Consider the following 26,387-nt stretch of genomic DNA (forward strand, 5'->3'; position numbering starts at 1 on the left):
TACGCCCGGCCGAAGTGTTCGCCACCGACGAGCACCCGAAGCTGAAACCATTGCCCGACACCGCATTCGACATCCCGACCTGGTCTCATCCGAAAGTTGCGCCGGACCGGCACCTATTGACTGAACAGACCAGGGTGTTCGAGCAGTTCGGGGGACATGCGCTCGGGCGAGCACCTACGGTCGGTTGCCATGTTCGACGAAGCGGAGGCATCGCGGGATTTGGCCGGTTTGCAGGTGCCGGTTGTCGGGTGTCTGCTTGCGACGCAGTCGAAGTGGGATCCCTACCGGCTGCTCGATCCGATCGGTGATCCGGTCGACTCGGCGGCGGCGTTCTTCGGTGATCTGCTGGCTGCCGGGCGCAGCGCGGCGACGGTGCGATCGTATGGGATGGATCTGCTGCGCTGGTTCCGGTTCTTGTGGGTGGTCGAGATGTCGTGGAGTCGGGCGACCCGGATCGAGGCCCGTGATTTCTGCCGCTGGATGGCGGTGTCCGGCCGCGACGGCAAGCCGTATTCGGTGTCGGTACGTGCGCACAGCGAGACGGTGTTGCGCGGGTTCTACGACTTTCATCGGGATGTCGGCACGGGCCCGATGCTGAATCCGTTCCCGCTGGACCGGTCTCGGCGCGGCGGGCGCGCGCATGCGCACCACAATCCGATGGAGCCGTATGCAAACGAGAAGACAGGTTTGTATCGCCCGCGGGTCCCGCGGCGGCTGCCGCGGGCGATCCCGGACGAGCAGTTCAACGATATTTTCGCCGGGCTGCCGTCGAACCGGGACCGGGCGCTGGTGGCGTTCTACGTGTCCACCGGAGCCAGGGCATCGGAACTGTTGTCGGCCACACAGGGTGGTGTCGATCCGGGGCGGCAGCTGATTACGGTGGTGCGCAAGGGCACTCGTGAGACTCAGGAGTTGCCGGCGTCGTCGGATGCGTTCGTGTGGTTGCGGCTCTATCAGGTGGAGATGGGAACGCTGATCCCGCACGGGCGCAGCAAGCCGTTGTGGTGGACGCGAACCCGGCCGGTCCGCCCCTTGACCTATCACGCGGCGCATCGGATGTTCGAGCGAGTCAACGCCGCTGTCGGCTCGGAGGTGACATTGCACGCCTTGCGGCATACGGCCGCTTACCGGATGGCCGAGGACCCGGCGATGCCGTTGACGGACGTTCAGTACGTGCTGGGCCACGCACGGTTGACCACCACTCAGATCTATACGACACCGCGGCAGGAGGATGTGATCGCCCGCGTGCTGGCTCACCATGCCGAACGGACCCGCAGAGCCAGCCTGCCCGCCCCGCCGCCGGCACCCGGTTATCGCCCGGAAACGATGGCGGTGTTGTTCGGACGGATCGATCGATGACCACGACATCCTCCGAAAGAATCCACACCACACAGCGGGAAACGATTGCTGCGCAGCCAGATTGGCGTGAACGCTATCCCACACGGATCGTGGGCGGCAACTGGCCGAGAACCCGGTTGAGCCGGGCCAAGGTCGACTCGCTGGTGCTGTCGACAAGTCATCGGGCGATCGCGTCGAAACAGGTGCGCAACGCTCGCCGGTGGGGGTTGACGCACCTGCTCGATTGGCTCGAAGACCAGCCCGGTGACACCTGGCAGGATCGCTGGCTGGCCAGCGGCGCCGACGACGCGCGCGAGGACTGGGCACAGATCCCCGAGCAATGGTTACGCCGCAATGGCCGCTATTCCGACCACATGCTGAAGTTGATGACCAACTCGCTGCTGCTCGTCGTCGGCACCGACGTCGTTCGCCCGTCCCTGGAATGGCTGTTGACCGCGGGCAAGAAACGCAAGCTCGTCCGCAACATGGTCTACGCCCGTGACAGTGAAGGGTTCGCGCGGCTGCGGGGGCTCTGCGAGCAGAACCCGACGGTCCGCTCGGACGCCGGTCAGGATGTCGTGTTCCGGTCCGCGGTGATCGTCGCTGCGAAGGGCGGAGTGCTGGCCGATGTCACCGTCGGTGACGTCTTGGAGATCTTCGACGTCGAACGCGAGGTCCGCGGACGCTGCGATTCCGCGGCGGCCACGTTCCGGATGCTCAGTGAGGCAGGCGTTTTCGGCAGCGACGTGCCGTCGCTGCGGGAAATCCGCAGTTTCGGGCAACGCAGCATCGAGCAGCTCGTCGACCGCTATCCGATTGCATGCGGGCCGATGCGCGAGCTGCTGGTGGACTATCTGCGCGAGCGCCAGCCCGTGGTCGACTACTCGCGGCTACTCGGCCTGGTCAACCACCTGGTCCGCAGCTTCTGGGTCGATCTCGAGCACCATCACCCTGGCATCGACTCGCTGGCGTTGCCACGCGAGGTCGCCGGAGCCTGGAAGCGGCGGTTGCGCACCAAGACCAGCACGGTCCTGCGCGACGGTGAGCTCGTCGAGGTCGACAGTGAGCGCCTCGGCTACCTCGACACCCTCTCCACGGTTCGCGCGTTCTACCTCGACCTGGCCGAATGGGCTCTGGAAGACCCGGCTCGCTGGGGTCCGTGGGTCGCACCGTGTCCGATCAGCCAAGAAGACCTCTCCCGCGTCAAATTCGTCCGCCGCCGCAAGGCCCGCATGGACAGCCGCACCCGCGAGCGCCTGCCCGTGCTGCCGATCCTCGTCGAGACCACCAACCAATGGCGCCGCGAATCCGAAGAACTGCTCGCAGTCGGCAGACAGACCCCACCCGGGCAGTCGTTCACCGCCGCAGGCAAGGCCTTCACCAGGATTCATCGGCCCAGCGCGAAGCCGGACAACGTCTGGATTCGCAACCCCGACGGCGGCACGCTGACGCTGCTCAACCGCGACGCGAACCACGCATTCTGGGCTTGGGCGGCCATCGAAGTGTTGCGGCACACCGGAATCCGTGTCGAGGAACTGCTCGAGCTCAGCCACCACAGTCTCGTGCAGTATCGTCTGCCCAGCACCGGGGAACTGGTGCCGTTGCTGCAGATCGCGCCGTCGAAGACCGATACCGAACGCCTGCTGCTGGTCAACCCGGAACTCGCCGACGTCCTCAGCGCCATCCTCTGCCGCATCCGCCGCCCCGACGGCGCCGTCCCGATCATCAAAGCCCGCGACAGCCACGAACTGACGTGGAATCCACCGGCGCCGCTGCTGTTCCAGCACCGCATCGGAACCGAAATCCATTCGTTCACACACGGTCTCGTCTCCGACCTGCTCGACAAGGCCCTCGCTCGAACGGGACTGACCGACCCGGCCACCGGCGACCCGCTGAAGTTCACCGCCCACGATTTCCGGAGAGTCTTCATCACCGACGCCGTGCTCAACGGCCTCCCACCACACATCGCGCAGATCATCGCCGGGCACCGCGACATCAACGTCACCATGGGCTACAAGGCCGTCTACCCCGACGAAGCCATCACCGCCCACCTGGGCTTCCTGGCTCGCCGCCGCGCCTTGCGGCCGTCGGAGGAATACCGTCGCCCCACCGACGAGGAATGGCAGCAGTTCCTCGGCCACTTCGAACGCCGCAAGGTCTCCATCGGCACCTGCGGGCGCGCGTTCGGCTCGAGCTGCATCCATGAACACGCATGCGTGAGATGCTCGCTCCTCTGGCCGGACCCCGCCCAGCAGCACCGGCTGATCGAGATCCACGACAACCTCAAAGCCCGGATCGCCGAAGCCGAACGAGAGGGCTGGCTCGGCGAAGTCGAAGGACTCCAGATCAGCCTCGCCGGCACCAAAGACAAACTCACTCAGATCGAAAGACGCTCCAGCACAACCACACACCTCGGCATCCCACGGCCTGTCGCCGAGTGACAGATCAGAACTGTCGGATCGAACAAAGTTTTGGTTCAGAGAACACGTTCAGATCGCCAAAGCGCTTTACAGCATTCCTGGTGATCTCGTCGGGCAGCGGTTGACCGCCCGGGTCGACTCACAGATGCTTCTATATTTGTCAAGCCTTGCTGGGTGTTTGGTGGGCAGCGGTGAGGATGCGGAAGAGTTGCCTGGTGACGTAGCGTTTGAGGCTTCGCGTGATCTCTTTGGTTGTGCGGCCTTCGGATCGTCGGCGGGCAACGTAGGTGCGGGTTGCGGGGTCGATGCGCATACGCACGATGACGATGGTGGTCAACGCCCGGTTCAGTCGGCGATCGGCACCGCGGTTTAGCCTGTGGCGCACCGTGTTTCCCGACGATGCCGGGATCGGAGACGTTCCGGCGAGTGCAGCGAACGCTGCCTCGGACCGTACTCGTCCTGGGTGTGACCATGCGATCATGACCGACGCTGCGACGACGGAGCCGACGCCGGGCACTGCGGTCAGCTCCGGCGTGGTGGCTTGGACCAGTGCGTCGAGGCTTTTGCGATTGTCACGCAGTTCGGTGTCGAGTGCTCGGATTCTGGTTGCCATCCGCACTGCCTCGGCCCGGTACGTTCGCGCGGTGACGTCGTCGGACGGGCGTGTGCGCCATGCGGCGATGGCTTGGATCTGTCTGCCCGTCAACGGTTTCCGTGCGTCGATGTCCAGCTCGACGGTGCGGACCAGAGCGGTTAACGCGTTGACGGCTCGCGTGCGTTCACACGTCATCTGTTCGCGGGCGATCACGAGAACGCGCATGGCGACGCGGGGTCCGTCTGCTCGTGGTCGACGTAGTCGGCCGACATCGACGGACAACACCGATCTGGCGACGCGCACCGCGTCGAGCGCGTCGGTTTTGCCGGTGCCGCGCCGGTCCGCTGCCGCCATCGCGGAGGGTTCGGCTACCGGAAACCCCGCCGCGATCAGGCGCTCGGCCAGGCCGGCGCCATAGGAGCCGATGCCCTCGATGACGACGAGGGTGGCCCGTTCACCAGCCCGACGTGTGATCCATGCTCGGGCTCGATCCAGCCCGGCCGTGCTTACCGGGAAGTTTGCCTGATCGACTGCGGCGCCGGTTGCGGTGGCCACGATCGCCAGCGCGTGGTTGGCGGCGTGGGTGTCGACACCGATGACGAGTTCGTACTGATCTGCGACGATAGGCATTGCGGCGAAAGTCCTCCTGATGGGCGACGTCGTAGGTCGGCGTCGGCCCGGAAGGAACACTTCGAGGCAGGCCTGTAATGGGCCACGACCCCGCGGCAACGGGGGGTCGGGCAGGCTTCTGATCAAGCCACCGAAGCAAGACCGGGCCGGCGTCGCCACCACAACCGATGGACAGATCCCGGCAAGTGCACTCGAAGAGGCAAAGCGGTTCACGAGTCACACCAGGCTGCGGCGACGACACCGATCCTGTCAGCCAGCCCCGGGCCGGCCATCACCAACACTTACAGGCGGTTCAGAGAGGGTTTGTGGGGCGGGTGGGGCTCGAACCCACGACCAATGGATTATGAGTCCACGGCTCTGACCGACTGAGCTACCGCCCCTCTTCTGCGGCATGCACCGCAGCCGTAGGCGATGCTACCGGCTGCGGTGGGACGGGCACCACTCGGATAGCCGGTCGTGGTTAGGGTGGGGGCGTAACCACCACTGTTTGGAGGGTTGGCGATGGGCGGCGTGTTCGCGAATGTGCTGAAGGTGCATCAGTGGGTTTATGAGAACAGTCGTGGGGTGGTGGGGCATCGGGTGTTGTTCGGGAATCCGACGTTGTTGTTGCGGACGGTGGGGCGAAAGACGGGGCAGGCACGGACTTCCGCGTTGACGTATGGGCGCGATGGGGATGATTATTTGGTGACAGCGTCCAATGGGGGGTCGCCGCGGCCGCCGAAGTGGTTGGCGAACCTGAAGGCCAAGCCGGAGTGCGAGATTCAGGTGGGTCGGCGGAAGCTGAAGGCCGTGGCGCGGCCGACGCTGCCGGATGATCCGGACTACGCGCGGCGGTGGGCGATCGTCGACAAGGTGAACCGGGGGCGGTACACGGCGTATCAGAAGCTGACGAAGCGGCCGATCGCGGTAGTGGTGTTGACGCCGGTCGGCTGAGTCGGCGCTCAGTCGTCGGCCTCATCCCAGCCATCGTTGTCGTAGTCACCGTCGGAATCACCACTGTCCCAAAGCCTCTCGTCCCTCGGCGGCCTGGTGGCGAATTGCACGATGGCGACAACGGCAGCGAGCACCACGATCACGACTACGACGACGATCAGAGTTTCCACGCAGGCACATTAGCGCCGACCCGAGCAGTTCGCAGTGGGTCTGATAACCAGTTGCGTGCCCTTGCAAATCGGCTTTGCCGGTTGCACAGCGCACTGCCGGCAGTGCGCTGTGCGAACTCACAACCGGCCGGTCACCTCAGCGGGCGAGTCACGCCGCCAACGACATACGACCCCGGCCACCGTTCAGACGGTCAGTAGGGTGCGCCCTAGAGTCTCGCGGGATGCGATGGCGGCGTGTGCGCGGTCGGCCTGCTCCAGCGGGAAGGTTCGGCCGATCACCACTTCCACCTCTCCCGTCACCACGGCAGACTGGGCCCGCTCGGCCAGCGCACGCCAATCGGTGTCCGCGCCGGTGATGTCGAACAGCCCGACGACCGTGATGTCTCGGGCAGTCGCGGCTGCTCGATCGAACTCGGCGAATCCGCCTGCGGCAGCGCCATATCCGATGAATCGTCCGCTGTCCGCGACAGCTTCGAGAGCGGCCGCACCCAATGCGCCGCCCGCCCCGTCGAGCACCACGTTCGCGCCCGCTCCGCCGGTCGCGGCGAGTGCCTTGACCTGCCAGCCGGATTCGGAGTAGTCGACGACGAATTCCGCGCCGAGCCGGGTCGCCAACTCCAGCTTGGCGGCACCGCGCGCTGCGGCGACCACGTGTGCGCCTGCGGCACGGGCGAATTGGATCAGCAGGGTGCCCAGCCCGCCACCTGCCGCAGTGATCAGCACCCACTCCTCCGGCTGGATGGCTGCCTTGTCGAATACCGCGAGGGCAGTCCTGCCGTCGTGCACCAAAGCCACGGCCTCCGGCACGCTCAACTCTTCGGGCACCGCAACCAGGGTGTCTGCCTTGGCAACCGCCTTCTCGGCGTATCCACCGATCGGCTGCCCGCCGCCGATACCGCTGGCCGCGGTGGCCGTGGCAACCCGCCTGCCGAGCCAGGCCGAGTCCACATCGGCGCCCACCGCCGAGACCACACCACCGACCGCACCACCCGGCACGTACGGCGGCTCCAGCTTGAAGAACTCGGTGCCCCAACCGGTACGTAACTGTGTGTCGAGGAACATCACGTCGGCGGCCGCTACATCGACGACCACCTCACCCGGCCCGGCCACCGGTACCGGCACTTCACGCACCACGAGCACTTCCGGTCCACCGAATTCCGTTGCCTGCACAGCCCGCATGACATCCTCCATCGTTTCACTGCCTGATCGGTTCGTAGTCCAGCCTGGAACCTGAAGCACAGTTGAGGTCAACTCCGCGGACGCCGATTACGCTGAGCGCTGAATCATTCGGCGACAGCGCTTCGTCACCAGAATGACCACCACACAGGTCCACCCGTTCAGCACGTGCCCCGATCGAGCGACCGCGCTCGTCGCTACCAGCGATCCGACGAAGACCACCGGAACCGACGGCATCGCCCCTGGCAGTCGCCGCCGCGGATCTCCTGGCCGGGCGCTGCCGGAATCGGTCAGGAACCTCCACCGCAACTACTTCCGCCGCCACCACAACTACTCCCGCCACCACAACTACTGCCCCCACCGCAGCTGCTACCGCCACCGCAACTACTTCCCCCGCTGCAACTGCTCCCCGAATCGCTGCTGCTGCCGCCGGTATCGCCTGCCATCCACGCTCCGCCGCTGTTCCCGGCCCACCCAGCGCCCGGCCCGCGCTGCTGCGTCCTGCCCGCGTTCTTGACCAGCCCGATCACGAGCGCGATAACGCCCCCGACCACACTGAAGACGATTATCCCGATGAACAGCACAAGGGCGAGCGACATCATGGGGGAATCGTATCGACCGAGAGCCGCGAGATCTCGATCTCCGAGTGATTCACAGAACGTCGTACAGTGAGTCGTGGTCCTCTTGCGTCCCCGAAATCGTCCACGGCGCCGAATTGATCTGCGCGATGTCGAAAAAGTCGTGGCCGCACTCGAATTGCCCGAGGCCGTCTTCAAGACCAGTCCGTGGGAGCCGCGGGAGCTGGTGGAGACCGGTCTGCGGCAGTGGCTGCGCTGTTGCGGTGCGGCGATGCGCGACGGTCAGGTGATAGGGATGCCGTCGCATGCGGTGGACGAGGCGTGGCACGGTTTCATCCTGTGCACCGAGCGCTACGCCGCGTTCTGTTCCGCCGCCTATGGACGATTCCTGCACCATTACCCGGATGGCGCTGGGCCGCAGACGAATTCACATGGATCCATGGGCGAGCAGCTCGGCCGCACGGTGGTGGCCTGGTCCATGGTCACCGCACCCGAGGAGACCTGTGTGCTCTGGGATCTCGACACCAGGGTCGGCGTCGACCACCCGTGGGGCATCGACGCCCGGCGAGTCGCGGCTATCGAGGCCGAACTCGGCCGGACGTCAGCTGCTTCGCAATAGAACTCTGGAGCGGCGCAGGCCGTGGCGTGCAGGGCACCCGGGAGCGCCTGCCGAACCACCGCCGCACCACCGTTCGGATTCGTCATCGCTGGCCTCCTGCGGCACGGTTCACACCCGGACAGAATTAGAACGCGTTCTACATCGATGATCCCGGGGGGGCAGCGGAGGGGTGCGAGCGCGGCGCATGGGCTTGCCGGCCACAGCGGACAGTTTCCACCGCGAAGGCCAGGATTCGACCCAAGGGGGACGGGAGTGTCCGCTCAAGCCAGCGCCCGGACGATGTATTCCGCCACGCAAGCGGGCTTATCGCTCCCCTCGCACTCGATCGTCACCCGCATGACGATTTGCAGGCCGCCGGGGACCTCGTCGACGGTCACGATGCGGCCCTGGCCGCGGATGCGCGAGCCTGCGGGGACGGGCGAGGGGAAGCGGACCTTGTTCAGGCCGTAGTTGAGTCGCGCGGTAGCGTCGGTGATTTCGATCAGGTCGGCCATGATCGGCGGAATCAGGGACAGGGTGAGGTAACCGTGGGCGATGGTGGTGCCGTAAGGGCCGTTCGCGGCGCGTTCCGGGTCGACGTGGATCCACTGCCGGTCCTCGGTGGCCTCGGCGAAGGCGTCGATGCGGTCCTGGGTGATCTCGATCCAGCGGCTGACGCCGAGTTCGGTACCCGCGGCCTGCCGCAGCGATGCCATGGTGAAGGAAGTGGGCTCGCTCATACGTCCAACACTAATCGGCCGAGCCAACGGGGACATTTCTGTAACGTGTTCCAGTAGGTTGACGGGTAATCGGCAACAGGCGAGAGACGGAGGTACCGCGATGGGGCGGTTGACGGGCAAAGTGGCGTTGATCAGCGGCGGCGCGCGCGGCATGGGCGCCGCACACGCCAAGGCGCTGGTGGCCGAGGATGCGCGCGTGGTGTTGGGCGACATCCTCGACGAGGAGGGCGCCACGCTGGCCAAGGAGCTGGGCGACAGCGCCGCCTATGTCCACCTCGATGTCCGCGAACCGGAGCAGTGGCAAGCCGCGGTCGCCGAGGCGGTGGACCGATTCGGTTCGTTGAACGTGCTGGTGAACAATGCGGGCATCGTCAACGGCAACCGGCTGGTCGACTTCGAGTTGTCGGAGTGGCAGCGGATCATCGACATCAACCTCACCGGCACCTTCCTCGGCATGCGGGCCGCCACCCCGGCCATGATCGAGGCAGGCGGCGGCTCGGTCATCAATATCTCCTCGGTCGAAGGCATGCGCGGCAGCCCCGGCCTGCACGGCTACACCGCCACCAAGTTCGCCGTCCGCGGTCTCACCAAGTCCACCGCACTCGAGTTGGCGCAGCATGGAATTCGCGTGAATTCGATACACCCCGGCCTGATCCGGACCCCGATGACCGAGGGCATTCCCGCGGATTTCCTGCAGATCCCGCTGGGCCGCGCCGCGGACCCCTCGGAGGTGTCAGCACTGGTGACCTACCTCGCGAGTGACGAGTCGTCCTACTCGACGGGCGCCGAATTCATCATCGATGGCGGACTTACCGTCGGGGTTCCGCACAAGACCTTCTAACGGATCGAACACTCCGCCACATCGCGGATCGCATACCGGTCAGTTCGCCGCAACCAGCGCCGAGAGCACCGGAAGTGACGCAAGCGCAAGGCACGCAATGATATTGACCCACCTCTCTCCACGAGCACGGCAATGAACTCGCGCAGGATCGCACTCGGCAAGAAATAGGGTGCCGTGTTCGCACCAGCGCAATTGCGCCCGGCCGCTACGTCATCCGTCGCCAACGCGAACACGGACGAGCACAGAACTATCTGGTTGCCGACTAGGCCGTGTTTCAAAAGTGGTGGCGGAACTGCCACTGGTGCTGGACAACCGGGCCCGGGGATACGGCCCGGCACGACATCCTGGCGCGGGCACTCGAACAGCGAATGGCTCGGTGTCGGCAATTTCCGTGGCAGAGGCGGCCTTTCGTGCCGGAGCAAGCCCATAGAATTCGCGGCGTAACAGCAACCCTCCCGGATCCGACCTTCCCAGCAGAGCCCATTCTGGAGGGGATTCGAATGAGAAGGATCATCGGCACGGTTTTCGCGGCGATCTTGGTGACCGGTGCGGTCGCGGGATGCCAGAGCACCGCGACGCCATCGGCGACCGGACAGCCGACGCCCGGCACATCGGGCCCGGCCACCGCGTCCGCCACCGCCGCACCGCCTGGTTCGGACTCGACGCAGGACACACCGGCGCAGCGGCCGCCGGTGACGACTCGCACGCAGGCCGATGACGCCCCTGCCACCGCAGGTAAAGGCAGGTGCGTCGATCTGAACTCGGGCGTGGTCAACAGCGCGATCACATCGATCGGCCCCTCGGTGGGCGGTGCCCCGTACATCATCGACAGCGCCACCGACGCGCCGGTCGGCTCCTGCCCGCAGCTGCTCTGGGTGCTTACGGCAACGCCGCGCGGCACGGCCAGCTCGCCCTACCATGTGCTGTTCTTCAACCACGACGGGTATCTCGGCACCGCGACGCTGAAGGCGACGTCGTACACGAGCGTGGTCGGCTCCTCCGACCGCAGTGTCCAGGTGCGCTATCGCTGGCTGACCGGCAACGATGCCAACTGCTGCCCTTCGGGCGGTCCGGTGGTCATCACCTACACTCTCGGCTCGGACGGCCGCAAGGTCACCCCGAACCCGTCGATCCCGGACGAGGTCGCCAATCCCGGCGCTCACCGCTAGTGGGCCGGTGCCCTGACAGGGCGTTGCCCGATAACGCGGCGCAAAGCCCTCCTCGCGGCTATCGCGTCGGGGCGGGTGTCCACGGCCGCCGAGGCACTGAGCACCGGACCTCAGCCCTGCTGACGCTGTTCGATCACCCAGCGGGTGAGGTCCTCGGGTGTCGCGTCGTCGCCGAGGACGTTGTCGATGACAACCCGCCCGACACAGGCGGCGCGCAGCACCCGATTGGTCATGGTCTCCAGATCGCCCCACGGCAGATAGGGTTTCGCGATCAGCAGTGAGGCGATACCGTGTGCGCTCGCCCACAGCTCCAGCACCACCGGCACCGGATCACCCGGTTGGATCAATCCCGCTGCCATGCATTCACTCACCGCGGCGGCGAAATGCGTGAATGCGCCGCTGCCGAGCAGTTGATCGACCGCACCGGCGGTCTCGCCGGGTGCGGTGGCCAGCCGGTACTGCTCAGGGTGCTCGATGGCGAAGCGGACGTAGGCAAGGCCCTGCTGGCGCAGCCGATCCATCGGTGATTCCGTTGGGTCGGTGGCGGCCCGCATCACCGCTTCCAGGTCCTCGAAGACCTGCACGACCACGGCCTCGATGAGCTCGTCCTTGTCCGAGAAATGCCGGTAGATGGAGGGCGCGCTGATGCCGACCATCTTGCTGATTTCGCGGATCGACACCGCATCGACACGGCCGGTGCGCGCCAGCAATTCCTTGGTGGCGTTGAGGATTTCGGTACGCAGCTCCTCACCGGAGCCGCGTGCCGACCGTTGTCTGCGGGCAAAGGTCATCGGCGCCCGGCCAGTGCAGGTTGGTCGGCGCCGGGTGTAGTCGGCTCGTCCTGCAACCCGATCTTGGCGTGCAGCCGGGCCAGCGGGGCGGGCGCCCACCAGTTCCAGGTTCCCATCAACCGCATCAGTGCTGGCGCGAGCAGACCGCGGATCAGCGTGGCGTCCGCGAGCACCGTCAAAGTCAGCCCGAGACCCATCATCTGGATGAACGATACCTTCGAGGTGACCATCGCGGCCATCACGATTGCCATCAACAACGCGGCCGCGGTGAAGATTCGGCCGGTGCGGGCTATGCCGATCGCGACCGCATGGGTGTTGTCGGCCGCGGTGCGTCCGGAGGCCAGCCATTCCTCACGGATTCGGGACAGCAGGAATACCTCGTAGTCCATCGACATTCCGAAGGCGAGGCAGAACATGAGAATCGGCATCGTCGGTACCAGATAGCCGGTCGCAGAGCTGCCGAGCAGGCTCGACAGGTGCCCCTCCTGGAAGATCCAGACCATCGCACCGAACGCCGCGGTCAGCGAAAGCGTGTTGAGGGCAAGCGCTTTCAGTGGCAGCAGCACACTTCCGGTGAACAGGAACAGCACCACGAAGGTGGCTAGCACGATCAGCGCGCCCGCCAGCGGGAGCCGAGCACCGAGCGCGTCGAGCGCGTCGACATTGGTCGCGGCGGCGCCGCCGAACAGCGCGGGCCCCGGGCTGGGTACGGCGCGCAGCTGCTCCAACTGCGTCTTGCCCGCCGGCAAGAACGGATCGACTGTCGTTGCGACCGTGAGGAATGCGCCGGTGTCATTCGACATCGCGGGCGGGCCCGCGGAAACCTTCATACCGCCGGAGTAGATACCGACACCGGAGAGCACCCCGGCCACGCCCTCCACCTTCGACAGCGCGGCGCCGTAGTCGCCGACTGCGGTGGCACTGTCGTGGTACCCGTCCAGCACGATGCTGACGTTGGTGGCCGCATTGGCGGAGAAGTCGTTTCGCAGCGCGTCGCCGACCTCGCGACTGGTTGCGCCCGCGTTGGCGTTGAGCACCCGGTCGTCCGGGTAGCCGAATTTCACCGACAGGAACGGGGATCCGATGGCGAGCATCAGCACGATGATCACGATGGCAACCGGGGCGGCGTGGCGCATCACCCGGCTCACCGTCCGGTACCAGAACGTCTGCTCGGGTGCGAGATCGGCGCGCGGAGCCCGACCGAGCAACCGCCCCAATGGCTTTCGCAGATCGGCGGCGTTCACCCGCGGTCCGAGCAGCATCAAGACGGCAGGCAGGATCACGATCGAGGCCGCGGCGGCCGCGATGACGACCGCGACGCCCGCGTAGGCAAAGGATTTCAGGAAGTACAGGTTGAACACGCCGAGCGCCGCCACCGACAGTGCGACGGTCAGCGCCGAATAGAGCACCGTGCGCCCGGCCGTCTGCACCGCCCGCACCACCGCCGCTTCGACATCGAGGCCGTTGGCGAGCTCCTCGCGGTAGCGGCTGACGATGAACAGGCTGTAGTCGATCGCGAGTGCGAGCCCGAGTGCAGTCGTCATGTTCAGCGCGAAGATCGACACATCGGCGAACACCGTCAGCGTGCGCAGGATCGCCAGCGTGGTGAGGATCGCAAAGATGCCGACCGCCAGCGGCAGCAGCGCCGCCACCAGGCTGCCGAACACCAGGACCAGCACGATGAACGACAGTGGGATCGCGACTCCCTCGGCGACCGCGAGATCGTGGGTGATCTGTTCGTTGACATCGTGGTAGACGGAACTCAGGCCGCCCTGTTCGACGGTGACGCCATCGCTGGTGCCGGCGACCTGCTTGGCGATGTCACCGGCCACCTTCTGGGCCGCGGTCTCCTCGCCGGTGATGTAGCCGAGCACCAAGGCGCTCTTACTGTCCTTGCTGCGCAATGCGGTGGCGAGCGGCTGCGGAGCGTTCCAGTAGGACTGGATACCGATCACGTCGCCGCGGGCACGCAAGGTGTCGACCACCCGCGCACCGGCCGCCTTCGCAGCCGGACTGTCCGCGCCCGCGTCCGCGCGGACCAGCAGGATGAGGTTGGGCTCGGAGCCGCCGAAGTTGTCGGCGATCAGCCGCGATACCCGCGTCGATTCGGCGTCGTCGGAGGTGAAGCCGCCGGTCTTCATGTGTGAGGTCACCGAGGCGCCGAACGCCCCGCACAACACTGCAAGCGCCAATGCGGCGAGCAGGATGGTGCGCGGATGCCGGGTGGCCAGGTGCGCGATCCGGACGAGCATGAGCGACTCCCCTTGTTCGGCTGCCGTCGAGTTAACGCAGTTAGCGTAATGCCGTTAACTCAGTTTGACCAGGGTCGCCCGATATCGGATCGGTGATACACGTTATGCCGGGTCCGATGCTTCCCGGCGCGCCCGCGGCCGCCGATCACGCCACCCATCCGCACCGACCCGAGCCGAATCCGCGTGGCAGACTGCGGGTTATGAACGACGCTTCGGCCGGTTCAACAGTCCCCACCATTACCTGCGGCGCCCGGGTGCGGAATCAGCCGGACTCGCATCAGCGCGCCGGATGCCTCGCGGCCGCGCTGGCCGCCGCCGGCGTCACCCGTGGCGATCGCATTGCGGTCATGCTGCGCAATGCGATCGAGTTCCTCGAGGTCTCGCTGGCCATTGCCACATGCGGGGCGAATCCGGTGCCCATCAACACCCGGTGGCAGGGCCGCGAGGTCGCCCACGTGCTCGCCGACAGCGGCGTTCGCCTGATCATCGCCCACACCGCGTTCATCGACGTCATCGAAGCAGCGATCGCCCAGGCGCAGGTGGACCCGCTGATCATCGAGGTGGCGATGCCCGCCGAGTTGCTAGACGAGGCCGGAATTGATTGGGCCCCTGCGGAACTCACCCACCGCCACCCCAGCCTCGAACAGTTGATCCAGGACCATCCCGAATCGCTCGGCTATCTCGAGGGCGCCATCGCGGATTCGATGGGCCTCATCTACACCTCCGGCACCACCGGGTCACCGAAAGGCGTTCTCCGCGAACGCATGACACCGCACCAACTGCTGTCGATCGCGGGCGCCACCGCACAGCGCATGGGTCTGGCGCCCGGCGGACAGATGCTGATAGCCGGACCGCTGTATCACACCAGCCCCAACGCGGTCGCCGTGCTCGCGCTCCGAATGGGCACCAACATCACGATCATGCCCCGCTGGCATGCCGAGCGATTCCTCCAACTCGTCGACGAACGCCGCATCACGCAGGCCAAGGTCGTGCCGACCATGCTGTCCAGGCTGCTTTCGCTGCCCGCCGACGTGCGCTACCGTTACGACGTCACCAGCCTCACCCACCTCATCCATTCCGCCGCGCCGTGCCCACCAGCCGTCAAACGGGCGGCGATCGACTGGTTCGGCGACGCCCTGATCGAGTTCTACGGCTGCACCGAGGCAGGCACCATCACCTGGATCACCGCCTCCGAATGGCTGGGGCATCCCGGCAGTGTCGGCCGCGGCGTCGACGGCTCGGGCGTGGTGGTGGCCGCCGAGGACGGAACCCGGCTCCCCGCAGGCGAAATCGGGCAGGTGTTCGTCCGCGGCGCCGGCTACTGGCCCAGCTTCACCTACCTCAACCAGGGCAACGGCCCGAGCAGTCCCGTGCCAGGCTTCCTCACCGTCGGCGATACCGGTTACCTCGACGACGAGGGCTACCTCTACCTGACCGGCCGCTCCAGCGAGATCATCATCTCCGGCGGGGTCAATATCTATCCCGCCGAGATCGAGGCCGCCATCATGGCGCTCGACGACGTGGAAGACGTTGCCGTCTTCGGCATTCCGCATACCGGCGACCTCGGCGAGGCCGTCGCCGCTCATATCGTTGCCCGCCCCGGGGCCGCCATCACCGAGGACGCTGTCCGCGCGGAACTGACCCGACAGATCGCCGCCTACAAAGTCCCCGCCCGGCTGCGCATCGTCAGCACACTGCCGCGCGACGACTCCGGCAAGATCTACAAGCGGCAACTACAGGAGCTATACCGGGCTTGACCTCACGGAACCTTCACCCGTCGGGTCGCCGCACGCGTCACCCGGTGAGCACCAACCCCAAGGCCAGGCCGACCATCACGAGCGCGATCACCGAATCCAAGATCCGCCACGCGATCGGGCGGGCGAACAACGGTCCGAGCAACCGGGCGCCGTAGCCGAGTGCGGTGAACCAGACAATGCTGCCGAGCATCGCACCGACACCGAGGAACCAGCGGTCCGGACTCGCATAGGTACTGGCGAAGGAACCGAGCAGGACCACGGTGTCCAGATAGACATGCGGGTTGAGCCAGGTCAGCGCCAAGCAGGTGGCGACGGTGGCGCCGAGCGCGACCGAAGCGCCGGTGGAAGCCGCGGTCAGCGCCCCGGTCGACAGTGCCCGGCGCGCCGCGAGTACGGCGTATCCGGCCAGAAATGCCGCACCACCGTAGCGCGCGATCACCAGCACCGCGGGGACGGAGGTGACAACCATCCCGAAGCCGCCGATTCCGGCGGCGATCAGCACCACATCGGACACCGCGCACACCGCGACGACCGCGAAAACATGCTGGCCACGCAGGCCCTGTCGCAGCACAAAGGCGTTCTGCGCGCCGATCGCCACAATGAGCGAGAGTCCGAAACCCAATCCCGAAATGGCCGCCAGAGCCGCCGATGAAGCCGTCACGTCCGCCGACGTTAGGCGGGTTTCAGACACAAGACCAGCTAAAGATTCTGATGGGCCTTTACGATTTCTTAATGGATCTACAGCTTGACCAACTCCGGGCGCTCAACGCGGCGGTCACCGAGGGCACCTTCGATGCCGCCGCCCGCAGCCTGCGCGTGACCCCCTCGGCGATCAGCCAGCGGATCAAGGCGCTGGAGGATTCGGCGGGCCGCATCCTGCTGCAACGCACAAAACCCGTGCGCGCCACCGAATCCGGACTGGCAGTGCTGCGGTTGGCTCGACAGATCGAACTACTCGCCGGGGACACGGTGCGGGAGTTGGGTGATACCGCCCAGATCCGGGTGCCCATCGCGGTCAACGCCGATTCGCTGGAGAGTTGGGTGATGCCCGCGTTGTCCCGGGTGCCGCCGGGAGTGTGCTTCGAGATCCACCGCGAGGACGAGGAACACACCACCCGGCTGCTCCGCGACGGCACGGTGATGGCGGCGATCACCTCCACCGCCGCGCCGGTGCAGGGTTGCAAGGTCGACAAGCTCGGGGCCATGCGATATCGGCCGATGGCCAGCCCGCGGTTCGCACGGACCTGGTTCGGCGACGGCGCCACCGCCAAGGCTTACGCGGCCGCCCCGGTGGTGCTGTTCGATCGCAAGGACGACCTGCAAGACCGGCAGCTGCGACAGCGGAGTCGACAGCCGCTCGATCCGCCGCGGCACTATGTCCCGTCCTCGGCAGGCTTCGCCGAGGCGGTCCGGCTCGGGCTCGGTTGGGGCATGCTGCCAGATCTGCAGACCAGCGGCGATCAGGCCGCGGGTCACTTGGTGACGATCGACCGCGACGCCTTCATCGATGTCCCGCTGTACTGGCAGCAGTGGCGGCTCGACTCCCCCACACTCAGGGGCATCGCCGCAGCGATCGCCGCGGCGGCTGCCGACGCGCTGCGCTGATCTGCGCTACCCGAGAAACGCGGCGGCGCTACCCGAGAAACGCGGCGATCGCTCCGGCAATGGCGGCGGCGAATTTCGCACGCCCGTCCGGTGATTCGAGCAGCGCGGCATCGCCGGGATCGCGCATGTTCCCGCACTCCACCAGCGCCACCGGACGTTCTGAGAGGTTGAGGCCCGCCAGGTCCGCGCGGGGATTCATCCCGTTGGATCCGATGTAGCTCGACGTGGCGAAGCCGGACTGGACCATGACGTCGCGCAATGTCGTCGCCAGGCGCACCGACGGCTCACTTTGCGCGTCATTCAGCGGCGGGGACGAGTATGCGACGTGGAAACCGTGCGCGCCCGCCGCTGCGCCATCGGCATGGATCGCTACGACAGCCGCTGCGCCACTGCGGTTTCCGATGGCGGCGCGTTCATCCACACAGGGGCCGACACCGGCATCGTCGGGCCGCGTCATCACGACACGGATTCCGCGTGCGGTGAGTGCGTCACGCACCAATGTTGCTACGTCCCAGTTGAACTCGTGTTCGGTGTATCCGTCGTCGGCCGAGGTTCCGGTGGTGTTGCACGGCTTGGTTCTGCCCCGCCCATCCGGAACCGGCTGATTGATCGCCTCCGGGTGCCCGGCATTGCCACCGTTGTGCCCGGGATCCAGCACCACAACGCGTCCATCGGCAACCGGAACCACCGACGCGGACGAGGGCCCGGCCGCCGACGAGGACGCCCCGCCGGAGGTCGTCGTGCTCGACTGCGAACGCACCGGATCATGCGCACATGCACCGAGCAGAATGCCCCACGCGCAGACCATGGCAGTTATCTTCCAGTGTCGGAGTCCCACGCCGCCACACTGCCACAAGAACGAACCGAGGCAACCGGTAAGAATTCATCGTCGGCGGCCTGAATTTCGGCTTTGTCATCGGTCGGCTGTCCTGCTGCCGGTCTTCCACGACTTCGACGATTACCGAGTTCCATTCTTGGGCGGGGCCGGCCCCCGGATACATCGCATCGTTGGCCGAGGAGCGCAGGATTGCCATCCGCGAGCTGCTCCGTCGACGGCTGCCTACACAGCATGACGGCGCGATCCCGCTCAGCGCCCGCGCGTGGACTGTCCAAGGACTCCACTAGTCCCCGGACCAGCGGCCCGTGCCCTGTCACTTTTTCGCCGGTCAAAACCAGGCGGCCACGGACCCGTCTTCCCTGAAAATCGTTGCATATAACTTCTCGTTCTCCGGAATTTTTCGACCTGAAAGGTCTCATGATGCTTATTGTGGGTGGACACGCTGATGTCCGCCGATCGTAGGCTTCCCGCTCCGTGGCGGACCTGCAAGCTATCGTCTCCCGCGATTGCTCGATGATGGAGTGGGGTGCGGCGGATTCTGTCCGCTCCGCCCCGTCAACCGACCGGTGCGGATTCCTCGGCATCCGTGCCGAGCCCGATAGGGGGTACGGATATGAGCTCCAGTTCCGATACCAGTTCCAGCACCGGTAGCGGCTTCGACCAGCCGACTACCGGAATCGAACACGGCTCGGTGGCCGCCTTCGCCGCTGCGTGGAAGGCCAGCGCGGATCCGCCCGAGATTGCCGAATATCTGCCGGATGCGCGGAGCATGCGGGTGGCCGCGCTGATCGAACTGATCCGGGTGGATCTGCGGCATCGCTGGCTGCGCCGGACATCGCAGGCGTTGCCTGTGGGCAATCGGCCCGTACTGCGCAAGCGGCTGACCGAATACAGCGCCGAGTTCCCCGAACTCCACGAGCACAACATACCGGCCGGCCTGGTGTACGAGGAGTTCGTAATCCGCCGGCACGTCGGCGAGCGCGTGGATCCGCAGACCTGTCTGCACGAATGGCCCTACCAGGCGGCCGAGTTGCGCGAGTTGCTCAACGCGGACGACGAGGATCAGAGCACCCGTCGCGCGGTATTCGACGACTCCACGCGGACGCCGGCCGGACACCCCCGCCGCCTCGCGGACGTCGACGTAACCCCCGGCATGGACGAAACCCGGACCACCGCCGACCTCACCACCGGTATCGGCACCCAACTCCCCGGCAGCGCGCAGACGACCGATGAGGCGCTCGACCGGATCAAGATCGGCCAGCAGATCGACGATTTCGATCTGCTGACGAAACTGGGCAGCGGCGCGTTCGCCCGGGTCTTCCTGGCGCGCCAGCGATCCCTACAGCGCCTGGTGGCAGTGAAGATCTCCGCCGACCGCGGCACGGAACCGCAGACCCTCGCCCAGCTCGACCACGACTACATCGTGCGCGTCTTCGATCAGCGGCTGCTGGCCGACGCTACCCTGCTCGGGGGTTCGACCCGCCGGCTTCGGCTGCTGTACATGCAGTTCCTGCCCGGTGGCACCCTACTCGGCGTGCTGCGCTGGGTGCGTTCCACACCGCCGTCCGAGCGCAGCGGGCAGCTGCTGCTGGATGCGGTCGACGCCGCGATGGAGGAGAAGGGCGAGATCCGGCCGACCGATTCCAGCGTGCGCGCCGAGATCGCGGAACTCAGCTGGCCGGAAACCGTCGCATGGCTGGGCCGCCGGCTCGCCGACGCGCTCGACTACGCCGACGCGCACGGGGTACTGCACCGCGATGTGAAACCGGCGAACGTGCTGCTCACCGCCGAGGCGGTGCCGAAGCTGGCCGATTTCAACATCAGTTTCAGCCGAGATCTGGAGGACACCAGCCCCGTTGCGTATTTCGGCGGTTCGCTGTCGTACATGTCGCCGGAACAGCTGGAGGCCTGCCATCCGGGATACGACCGCGACGCCGCCGACCTGGACACGCGCGCCGACATCTACTCACTGGGCGTGGTGCTGTGGGAGTTGCTCACAGGCGCTAAGCCGTTCGACGACAGTACCGCCGGCGCGGGCAGCCACAGCGACGAGACCACGTTGGAAGCGATGTTGGCGCGCCGGCGCGGCGGGGTGGAGGCCGGGGCGCTCGAGCGGGTACCGCCGGACTGCCCGGCCGCGCTGCGCCGGGTGCTGCTGACCTGTCTGGCGTCGGAGCGCGAATCGCGCTGGGACAGCGGCGCGCTACTGGCCAAACAGCTGGAGCTGTGCCTGGACGAACGGGCGCGCGACCTGGTCGACCCGCCCGCCCACAGTTGGCGACTGCGACTGCGGCCGTGGCTGATTCCGGTGCTGATACTGGCTATCGCGCTGCCGAATGCCCTTGCCTCGCTGTACAACATCCATCATAACCAGTCGCTGATCATCAGCCGGCTCACCGACGAGGCGCAGCACACGTTCACGGTCGCCACCGCGGTGATCAATGCGGTCTTCTTTCCCCTGGGCGCAGCGGTGATCATCTATCTGGCCCGGCATGTGATCTCGGTTTCGCGGGGACTGCGGAAGGGCAGAAGTTACGATCCACAAACGCTCCAGCGAGCCCGCGTCGATGCGCTGGCGCTGAGCGAACGGATTGTGTTCGTGGTGTTCGCGCTGTGGCTGCTGTCCGGCATCACCTTCCCGATCACCCTGCAACTGGTGGCCGGCAATCTCCCGGCGAGCGCGGTCGTGCACTTCCTGGTGTCGCTGATAGCGTGCGGCGCCATCGCGGTGGCGTACCCGTTCTTCCTGGTGACGTTCTACGTGGTGCACTGCATCTATCCGGTGTTCCTCCGACACGGTGACATCAGCGCCGAGGATGCCCGACGAATGCGTCGGCTGGACCGGCGGTGCACCGGTTACCTCGCGATCGCCGCTTCCGTGCCGTTGCTTGCGGTGACCGGCGCGACTTTCGTTCCGCCGATGGATATTCCGGCGGTGATCGTCGCCGTCCGCGTGGTCTGCGTCGGCGGCATCATCGCGTTCGTGGCCGCGTACATGGTGTTCCGGGCGCTGGAGGCCGACCTGCGGGCCCTGGAGCGGGTGGTCGATCCGAGCGGTGCGCGCCGCGTTTCGCACCATCCGAGCCGGAACTCCGACCGCCGGGTAGACGCTGGAACCGCCGCCGGGGTGGCTGTTAGCTCACTCTCAATTGCTCGTCGCCGAAATCGGCGACGAGTTTGAGGACGCCGCCGAGAGCAGTCATGGTCGGGCAGGGCGAGCAGTCAATTGTCGGTGTCGAACGCGGTGCGCTCCGCTGGTTGACGGGACCGGGATCAAACGCCGGGATCGGCGCGCAGGCCAGCGGCAGTGATGCCGTGGATCGCGCATACTTCGTCGTCATCGGGCAGGTGGCCGCTCACCCCGACCGCGCCGATGAGGTGGTCGTGCTCGTCGTGGATGAGCACCCCGCCGGGGCCGGGCACGAGATTGCCGTCGGCGAGTGAGATGACGGAGTCGACGAACGCGGGGCGAGCGGACGCGAGTGCGGCCAGGCTGCGGCTGCCGACCCCCATATTCAACGCCCCGTGGGCTTTACCTCGGGCGATGCGTTCGCGCAGCAGGCTGGAGCCGTCGTCCCGGACGAAGGCCACGAGCTGGCCTGCGGTGTCCAGCACCGCGATGGTCATCGGGGGAAAGGCGTTGCCGTGTGCGTACTCCAGTGCCGCGTCAACGATGACGCGCGCGTGAGCCAGGGTGATCGACGTGACCGGTCTCACCGTCATGGCTAGCCTCCAAACAAAATAGTCGTTTTATTTGATTCCGACGTTACGTCGGCTAGCTCTATAGTTCACTCTCCTTGCAGCGCGCGTCCTCCGGGGTGGTTGTGCGCGGGGGTTCGACAGTAAGGGTGGGTGTGCCTGCGGGCGCGACGGCGGCCCCTGTCAGGCTTCGCCGTGCCGCAGGGAGACACCCTCCTCGATCACTGCTGCTCCCGGGAAGCCCAGGGTTTGAGACGTACAGGTCCTGCCGGACCGACTGTGTCAGGTAACGCAGCCACCGCACGGTCATTGAAGAGCTACCGGTGCCCCAGCCTCCACCCCAGCCCGGGTCCCAGCCCCCGCCGCCGCGACGGCCCCAGCCGCCGAAACGGACGTGGTCGAAATGGCCGGCCACGGCCGTGGGCGCGGTGGCCGACCTGGAGGCACAACGGCCTCGAATCACATTCTCCGGCAACATCGTTCGACTCGAGGGCACAGGACTCATCGGCCAGGACTGGACCAAGACCGACTCCGGCTACCGGACCATCGTTGTCCCCCAGTTCGTCGTCGACACCTCCGATGGGTCAAAGCCGAGGCAATTCGACAACGAGCTGGATCTGATCTTCCGCAACCGCGACGGCGGCCTCTGGGACCCCCATGACTTCAACCGGCTGTGGCGACGAGCCCGGGGTGACAAGCCCGCATGGGTCACCCCGAAGACCTTCCGCAAGATCGTCGCATCGCCGATCGCCGACCAGCAAGGCAAGCAGCCGCCCGACAACTGGACCACACGAACGACTCCGTCACCAAGCGGCACTACATCGAGCAGCCGACCGAGGCACCCGATTTCACGACCACGCTGGGCCGGCTCGCGGGTTGAAAGCGTGTCGTTCACGGGCATTAAACGGAAAAACCAGGGCCTGATACGTTCGCCCTGGTCACGGCTCCCTAATCTGGACTCGAGCCAGAAACCTGCCGATTGTGAGTCGGCAGTGTTTCTAACTTCTCGACAGTTCTCAAAACTGCCCATGAGCTGCACGGATGCCAGACAGTGGGATTCCAACGAATCCTGTTGAATCCGGTCAATTCCCGCTGAAAGCGTGTCGTTTCCGCGTCGTTCGTCGAGTGACCCGAGGCGATAGGAGCGTCGTCGTCGCCGCTCTTCGAAGAAGCAGCCTCCGGCATGTTTCAAAATGACACGCCGGAGCTTTCACGCATTCAGCTACGAATCAGCAAACTGCCGAATGGTCTACGCGGTAGCGCGGACCGCAGGACGCCCGTTCCGCGCCCGACGCCTGGTTGCCGAATCCGCGCCGTCGACGACACGGTCCTTTTCAAGGCACACTGGTTGGCCGTGGAACACTACCCCGGCGAATTGGAGACCCTGCGCACGGACAACACCCGGCTGCGCCGGCTACTCGACCTCACCGAACGACAAGCGCGCGCAGCCGATCCGGATCAGACTGCGGCCGGGACACCGGTCGACATGCGCTCCAGCCCGGAAGACAAGGTGCGGTTCTACCTCGAATTGTTCCGGTGTCGCCATGATATTTACGCAATCCGCTGGGAGAACCGACAGGATGGCCGCTCGGGCTGGATGCCAGCGATCCAGGGGCGATGGCGCAAAGGGATGTCCCGATCCGAGGTGCCCTACTTGCCGCTGACCAACGATGTCATCGCCACCCACTTGCGCGGGAAACACCACGTCGGCCTGTATCCACTCGCCGACGATGACACCTGCTGGTGGGTGGCAGCAGACTTCGACAAGGACACCGCGATGCTCGACGCGCTGGCCTACCTGAAAGCCGCCCGCGCCAAAGACATTCCCGCCGCCCTCGAGGTCTCCCAATCAGGCCGGGGCGCGCACGTGTGGATTTTCTTCGCCCAAGCAACTCCCGCGTTGTCAGCACGCCGCATCGCAACCGGGCTGCTTGCCGAGGCAATCCAATTGCGCGGCAATATGAACCTGTCCAGCTACGACCGGCTCTTCCCGTCCCAGGACACCCACACCGGCCGCGGGATGGGCAATCTCATCGCCGCGCCCTTGAACGGAACGCGACGCGAACACGGCACCACGCTCTTCCTGGATCCGGCCACCCTCGAACCCTTCAATGACCAATGGGCATACCTGTCCAGCATCCCGCGACTGTCGTCCAAACAGATCACCTCACTCACGGCCACAGTCCCGGCCCCGAAAGTCGGACACGAAGTCCGGCGCCTGCAACTGCCGACCGCCTCGAAAATCGTGCCGCGGCCGGCGGCCTTGGTGCGGGCAGCGTTCGGAGCCCGCATCCAGCTGACATCGGCGGACCTGGTCCCCGCCATGATCTCGGCGGTCAAACACGCCGCGTCCATCCCGAACCCGGAGTTCTACAGCCGCCAGCGCGCCCGCCGAAGCACCTGGGACACACCACGATTCCTGCACAGCTACGACGAAACCCTCGACGGCGACCTGATCCTGCCGCGCGGACTGCTGTCGCTGCTGACGACCCTCGTCGAATCCGCTGGCAGCACACTGCACATCGACGACAACCGGATCGACGGCAGCCCTCAGCAATTCACCTGTTCAACGGAGCTACGGCCCGAACAGGGCACCGCTTTACGCGACATCGAAACCGATAACGCCTGCGTGTTGGTCGCTCCGCCTGGAACCGGGAAGACCGTCATCGCCTGTGCAGCAATCGCTTTGCGCGCCACCTCGACGCTTATCCTCGTTGACCGCAAAGCCCTCGCAGACCAATGGCGGGCCCGAATTGCCGACCACCTCGGCGTCAAGTGCGGGCAGATCGGCGGCGGACGGTCCAAGACCACCGGCATCATCGACATCGCCTTGCTTCCCACCCTCGCCCGCCGAGCGAACGTCGAGGAGCTCAGCAGCGGCTATGGATTCGTCATCGTCGACGAATGCCACCACATAGCGGCCTCCGCCTTCACTGCGGTGCTCAATCAGATCCCTGCGAAATACTGGCTCGGTCTCACCGCCACCCCATACCGGCGCGACCAACTCGATGACCTGATCTACCACCAGCTCGGCTCACGAACCCACACCATCGACGCACCAGAACCGGGCAGCCTGCCGATCAACGGTGATGCGCCGGCCCCTCACCCCGTTCTGCACGTGCACCCAACCGAGTTCGCCTACGACGGCGACGCCGACCCCACCCAACCTGGCGGAATCGCCGAGATCTACCGAATGCTCATTGCAGACGAAGGCCGTCTGCAGCAGATCGTCACCGACGTACTGGCCGCGCACCGCGCTGGCGCCAACATCCTGGTCCTCACCACCTGGGTGAATCACGTCGAAACGCTCACAGACCGCCTCACCGCCGCTGGCTGCGAGGACATCATCGTGCTCCGCGGTGGCATGAAAGTCCGCGACCGCCAAGCACTCGCGGAAAAGGTTGCGACTCGCACAGCCGACCAGTCGCCTCTAATGCTGGTGGGCACAGGCTCGTTCATCGGCGAAGGCTTCGACTGCCCCGCGCTCGACACCCTGTTCCTCGCAGCTCCAGTGTCGTTCAAAGGCCGCCTCGTCCAATACGTCGGACGCATCACCCGACCCCACCCCGGCAAGACCGCCGCCACCGTCCATGACTACCACGACGTACTGACCCCGGTCATCGCATCCTCGCTGCCGAAACGCGCGCCCGGATACACCTCCCTAGGGTTTCCCGACCCACGCAAACTTCGGAACTGACATCCGCAAGGACTGCCGCCGCGCGGCCGAAATACCGAGCTGGGACTTCTGCGGACTCGCTTGCAGCGTGTCGCGGAGTCCTGCAGGGTGTTGCTGTTGCGATTCTGAACCCTGCCGAAGTCGATCGCGCTCTCGGACTCGACGCGGCTGAGAGCATTGACGCGCATTTGATCACCGGCGGGCTGCCAGGCATCTTGCGTAGTTGGCCGCATGGGCTGTCGCCGCTTCGGTTCGTGCGACGCCTTGTATCGGGTGAGCGGCGGCGCCACCCCAGCGACCGAGGTCGGCCGTATTCCGGCGCCCGCAAGTGCGCCCGGTCCCCAGCCGATGGTGTTGGAGATCGGTCCGGGTGATGATGTGCTCGTCAGGATCACCATTGGTCGGATCGAACTGTGGAACATCGCTAATCACGTTACCCTGCAGCAGCTTTCGTCTATTTGAACCCCAGTGGTCACCTATACAGGCGTGGCGTTCGGCCAGGACCGACGCGAGCTCTCCGCAGGCATGACAGGTTCTGTCGCGGATGGTTCGGTCAGCCTGTAATCGCCTCCACCACACCC

20 protein-coding genes and 1 tRNA gene are annotated in these 26,387 nt (G+C 66.0%); 11 read left to right on the forward strand and 10 right to left on the reverse strand.

Annotation, left to right across the window (positions count from 1 at the left end):
- Nucleotides 1–189 precede the first annotated feature (189 nt).
- Entirely contained in the window at nucleotides 190–1,359 is a 1,170-nt protein-coding gene (locus ACV7NQ_RS06630; protein ID WP_463358810.1) for a tyrosine-type recombinase/integrase, read from the forward strand.
- Complete coding sequence (locus ACV7NQ_RS06635) at nucleotides 1,356–3,779, forward strand: tyrosine-type recombinase/integrase (protein ID WP_463358811.1); 2,424 nt, start codon at nucleotides 1,356–1,358, stop codon at nucleotides 3,777–3,779. The genes ACV7NQ_RS06630 and ACV7NQ_RS06635 overlap by 4 nt, the downstream gene beginning before the upstream one ends.
- 139 nt (nucleotides 3,780–3,918) lie before the next feature.
- Here the strand turns inward: ACV7NQ_RS06635 and ACV7NQ_RS06640 are convergent, their stop codons facing one another.
- Both ACV7NQ_RS06640 and ACV7NQ_RS06645 read right to left on the reverse strand, forming a co-directional pair.
- On the reverse strand, nucleotides 3,919–4,983 hold the full coding sequence (locus ACV7NQ_RS06640; protein WP_463358812.1) for an IS110 family RNA-guided transposase: 1,065 nt from the start codon (nucleotides 4,981–4,983) through the stop codon (nucleotides 3,919–3,921).
- 306 nt (nucleotides 4,984–5,289) lie between these two features.
- Nucleotides 5,290–5,363: transfer RNA gene (locus tag ACV7NQ_RS06645), tRNA-Ile, on the reverse strand.
- A 121-nt stretch (nucleotides 5,364–5,484) separates the two neighbouring features.
- Between ACV7NQ_RS06645 and ACV7NQ_RS06650 the strand changes: the two genes are divergently transcribed.
- Nucleotides 5,485–5,916, forward strand: a complete 432-nt coding sequence (locus ACV7NQ_RS06650) for a nitroreductase family deazaflavin-dependent oxidoreductase (RefSeq protein WP_463358813.1) — start codon at nucleotides 5,485–5,487, stop codon at nucleotides 5,914–5,916.
- Between the two features lie 8 nt (nucleotides 5,917–5,924).
- Here the strand turns inward: ACV7NQ_RS06650 and ACV7NQ_RS06655 are convergent, their stop codons facing one another.
- Both ACV7NQ_RS06655 and ACV7NQ_RS06660 read right to left on the reverse strand, forming a co-directional pair.
- Complete coding sequence (locus tag ACV7NQ_RS06655; RefSeq protein ID WP_463358814.1) at nucleotides 5,925–6,086, reverse strand: hypothetical protein; 162 nt, start codon at nucleotides 6,084–6,086, stop codon at nucleotides 5,925–5,927.
- A gap of 183 nt (nucleotides 6,087–6,269) precedes the next feature.
- On the reverse strand, nucleotides 6,270–7,265 hold the full coding sequence (locus tag ACV7NQ_RS06660; RefSeq protein ID WP_463358815.1) for a zinc-binding dehydrogenase: 996 nt from the start codon (nucleotides 7,263–7,265) through the stop codon (nucleotides 6,270–6,272).
- Between the two features lie 738 nt (nucleotides 7,266–8,003).
- On the opposite strand from ACV7NQ_RS06660, the gene ACV7NQ_RS06665 reads away from it, so the two are divergent.
- Nucleotides 8,004–8,459 carry a glycine-rich domain-containing protein gene (locus tag ACV7NQ_RS06665; RefSeq protein WP_463358816.1) on the forward strand — a complete coding sequence of 152 codons (456 nt, stop codon included), beginning with the start codon at nucleotides 8,004–8,006 and terminating at the stop codon, nucleotides 8,457–8,459.
- 260 nt (nucleotides 8,460–8,719) lie between these two features.
- Here ACV7NQ_RS06665 and ACV7NQ_RS06670 read toward each other — a convergent pair whose 3' ends face one another.
- A complete protein-coding gene (locus tag ACV7NQ_RS06670; RefSeq protein WP_463358817.1) occupies nucleotides 8,720–9,178 on the reverse strand; it encodes a MaoC family dehydratase in 459 nt (152 codons plus the stop codon).
- 100 nt (nucleotides 9,179–9,278) lie between these two features.
- Between ACV7NQ_RS06670 and ACV7NQ_RS06675 the strand changes: the two genes are divergently transcribed.
- Together ACV7NQ_RS06675 and ACV7NQ_RS06680 are read left to right on the forward strand one after the other, a co-directional pair.
- Nucleotides 9,279–10,019, forward strand: coding sequence for a glucose 1-dehydrogenase (locus tag ACV7NQ_RS06675; protein ID WP_463358818.1), 741 nt, complete (start codon nucleotides 9,279–9,281; stop codon nucleotides 10,017–10,019).
- Between the two features lie 500 nt (nucleotides 10,020–10,519).
- Nucleotides 10,520–11,188: an LppP/LprE family lipoprotein gene (locus ACV7NQ_RS06680; RefSeq protein WP_463358819.1), complete on the forward strand. Its 669-nt coding sequence runs from the start codon at nucleotides 10,520–10,522 to the stop codon at nucleotides 11,186–11,188.
- 110 nt (nucleotides 11,189–11,298) lie between these two features.
- Here ACV7NQ_RS06680 and ACV7NQ_RS06685 read toward each other — a convergent pair whose 3' ends face one another.
- Together ACV7NQ_RS06685 and ACV7NQ_RS06690 are read right to left on the reverse strand one after the other, a co-directional pair.
- The gene (locus ACV7NQ_RS06685) at nucleotides 11,299–11,979 is read right to left on the reverse strand and encodes a TetR/AcrR family transcriptional regulator (RefSeq protein ID WP_463358820.1); all 681 of its coding nucleotides are present in this window, start codon (nucleotides 11,977–11,979) and stop codon (nucleotides 11,299–11,301) included.
- Nucleotides 11,976–14,231, reverse strand: a complete 2,256-nt coding sequence (locus ACV7NQ_RS06690; RefSeq protein ID WP_463358821.1) for an MMPL family transporter — start codon at nucleotides 14,229–14,231, stop codon at nucleotides 11,976–11,978. The genes ACV7NQ_RS06685 and ACV7NQ_RS06690 overlap by 4 nt, the downstream gene beginning before the upstream one ends.
- 200 nt (nucleotides 14,232–14,431) lie before the next feature.
- On the opposite strand from ACV7NQ_RS06690, the gene ACV7NQ_RS06695 reads away from it, so the two are divergent.
- A complete protein-coding gene (locus tag ACV7NQ_RS06695; RefSeq protein ID WP_463358822.1) occupies nucleotides 14,432–15,988 on the forward strand; it encodes an AMP-binding protein in 1,557 nt (518 codons plus the stop codon).
- A 37-nt stretch (nucleotides 15,989–16,025) separates the two neighbouring features.
- On the opposite strand, the gene ACV7NQ_RS06700 is transcribed toward ACV7NQ_RS06695, so the two are convergent.
- A complete protein-coding gene (locus tag ACV7NQ_RS06700; protein WP_463358823.1) occupies nucleotides 16,026–16,649 on the reverse strand; it encodes a LysE/ArgO family amino acid transporter in 624 nt (207 codons plus the stop codon).
- A 71-nt stretch (nucleotides 16,650–16,720) separates the two neighbouring features.
- Here ACV7NQ_RS06700 and ACV7NQ_RS06705 point away from each other — a divergent pair, with 71 nt between their 5' ends.
- Nucleotides 16,721–17,593, forward strand: a complete 873-nt coding sequence (locus tag ACV7NQ_RS06705) for a LysR family transcriptional regulator ArgP (protein WP_463358824.1) — start codon at nucleotides 16,721–16,723, stop codon at nucleotides 17,591–17,593.
- A 28-nt stretch (nucleotides 17,594–17,621) separates the two neighbouring features.
- On the opposite strand, the gene ACV7NQ_RS06710 is transcribed toward ACV7NQ_RS06705, so the two are convergent.
- Nucleotides 17,622–18,401, reverse strand: a complete 780-nt coding sequence (locus tag ACV7NQ_RS06710) for an N-acetylmuramoyl-L-alanine amidase (protein ID WP_463358825.1) — start codon at nucleotides 18,399–18,401, stop codon at nucleotides 17,622–17,624.
- 643 nt (nucleotides 18,402–19,044) lie between these two features.
- On the opposite strand from ACV7NQ_RS06710, the gene ACV7NQ_RS06715 reads away from it, so the two are divergent.
- Nucleotides 19,045–21,612: a serine/threonine-protein kinase gene (locus ACV7NQ_RS06715; protein ID WP_463358826.1), complete on the forward strand. Its 2,568-nt coding sequence runs from the start codon at nucleotides 19,045–19,047 to the stop codon at nucleotides 21,610–21,612.
- A gap of 92 nt (nucleotides 21,613–21,704) precedes the next feature.
- On the opposite strand, the gene ACV7NQ_RS06720 is transcribed toward ACV7NQ_RS06715, so the two are convergent.
- On the reverse strand, nucleotides 21,705–22,154 hold the full coding sequence (locus tag ACV7NQ_RS06720) for a GlcG/HbpS family heme-binding protein (RefSeq protein WP_463358827.1): 450 nt from the start codon (nucleotides 22,152–22,154) through the stop codon (nucleotides 21,705–21,707).
- 395 nt (nucleotides 22,155–22,549) lie between these two features.
- Here ACV7NQ_RS06720 and ACV7NQ_RS06725 point away from each other — a divergent pair, with 395 nt between their 5' ends.
- Both ACV7NQ_RS06725 and ACV7NQ_RS06730 read left to right on the forward strand, forming a co-directional pair.
- Entirely contained in the window at nucleotides 22,550–23,206 is a 657-nt protein-coding gene (locus ACV7NQ_RS06725; protein WP_463358828.1) for a hypothetical protein, read from the forward strand.
- 278 nt (nucleotides 23,207–23,484) lie between these two features.
- Nucleotides 23,485–25,827 (forward strand): TOTE conflict system archaeo-eukaryotic primase domain-containing protein, encoded by a 2,343-nt coding sequence (locus ACV7NQ_RS06730; RefSeq protein ID WP_463365562.1) that lies wholly within the window; start codon nucleotides 23,485–23,487, stop codon nucleotides 25,825–25,827.
- The last annotated feature ends 560 nt before the right edge of the window (nucleotides 25,828–26,387 follow it).

It is taken from the genome of Nocardia sp. Tas62D01 (genome assembly GCF_055232035.1).

Bases quoted from the DNA above. Each gene is read 5' to 3' on its own strand.
- ACV7NQ_RS06630 (WP_463358810.1), top strand. From the start codon at position 190: ATGTTCGACGAAGCGGAGGCATCGCGGGATTTGGCCGGTTTGCAGGTG.
- ACV7NQ_RS06635 (WP_463358811.1), top strand. From the start codon at position 1,356: ATGACCACGACATCCTCCGAAAGAATCCACACCACACAGCGGGAAACG.
- ACV7NQ_RS06640 (WP_463358812.1), bottom strand. From the start codon at position 4,983: ATGCCTATCGTCGCAGATCAGTACGAACTCGTCATCGGTGTCGACACC.
- ACV7NQ_RS06650 (WP_463358813.1), top strand. From the start codon at position 5,485: ATGGGCGGCGTGTTCGCGAATGTGCTGAAGGTGCATCAGTGGGTTTAT.
- ACV7NQ_RS06660 (WP_463358815.1), bottom strand. From the start codon at position 7,265: ATGCGGGCTGTGCAGGCAACGGAATTCGGTGGACCGGAAGTGCTCGTG.
- ACV7NQ_RS06670 (WP_463358817.1), bottom strand. From the start codon at position 9,178: ATGAGCGAGCCCACTTCCTTCACCATGGCATCGCTGCGGCAGGCCGCG.
- ACV7NQ_RS06675 (WP_463358818.1), top strand. From the start codon at position 9,279: ATGGGGCGGTTGACGGGCAAAGTGGCGTTGATCAGCGGCGGCGCGCGC.
- ACV7NQ_RS06680 (WP_463358819.1), top strand. From the start codon at position 10,520: ATGAGAAGGATCATCGGCACGGTTTTCGCGGCGATCTTGGTGACCGGT.
- ACV7NQ_RS06685 (WP_463358820.1), bottom strand. From the start codon at position 11,979: ATGACCTTTGCCCGCAGACAACGGTCGGCACGCGGCTCCGGTGAGGAG.
- ACV7NQ_RS06690 (WP_463358821.1), bottom strand. From the start codon at position 14,231: ATGCTCGTCCGGATCGCGCACCTGGCCACCCGGCATCCGCGCACCATC.
- ACV7NQ_RS06695 (WP_463358822.1), top strand. From the start codon at position 14,432: ATGAACGACGCTTCGGCCGGTTCAACAGTCCCCACCATTACCTGCGGC.
- ACV7NQ_RS06705 (WP_463358824.1), top strand. From the start codon at position 16,721: ATGGATCTACAGCTTGACCAACTCCGGGCGCTCAACGCGGCGGTCACC.
- ACV7NQ_RS06710 (WP_463358825.1), bottom strand. From the start codon at position 18,401: ATGGTCTGCGCGTGGGGCATTCTGCTCGGTGCATGTGCGCATGATCCG.
- ACV7NQ_RS06715 (WP_463358826.1), top strand. From the start codon at position 19,045: ATGAGCTCCAGTTCCGATACCAGTTCCAGCACCGGTAGCGGCTTCGAC.
- ACV7NQ_RS06720 (WP_463358827.1), bottom strand. From the start codon at position 22,154: ATGACGGTGAGACCGGTCACGTCGATCACCCTGGCTCACGCGCGCGTC.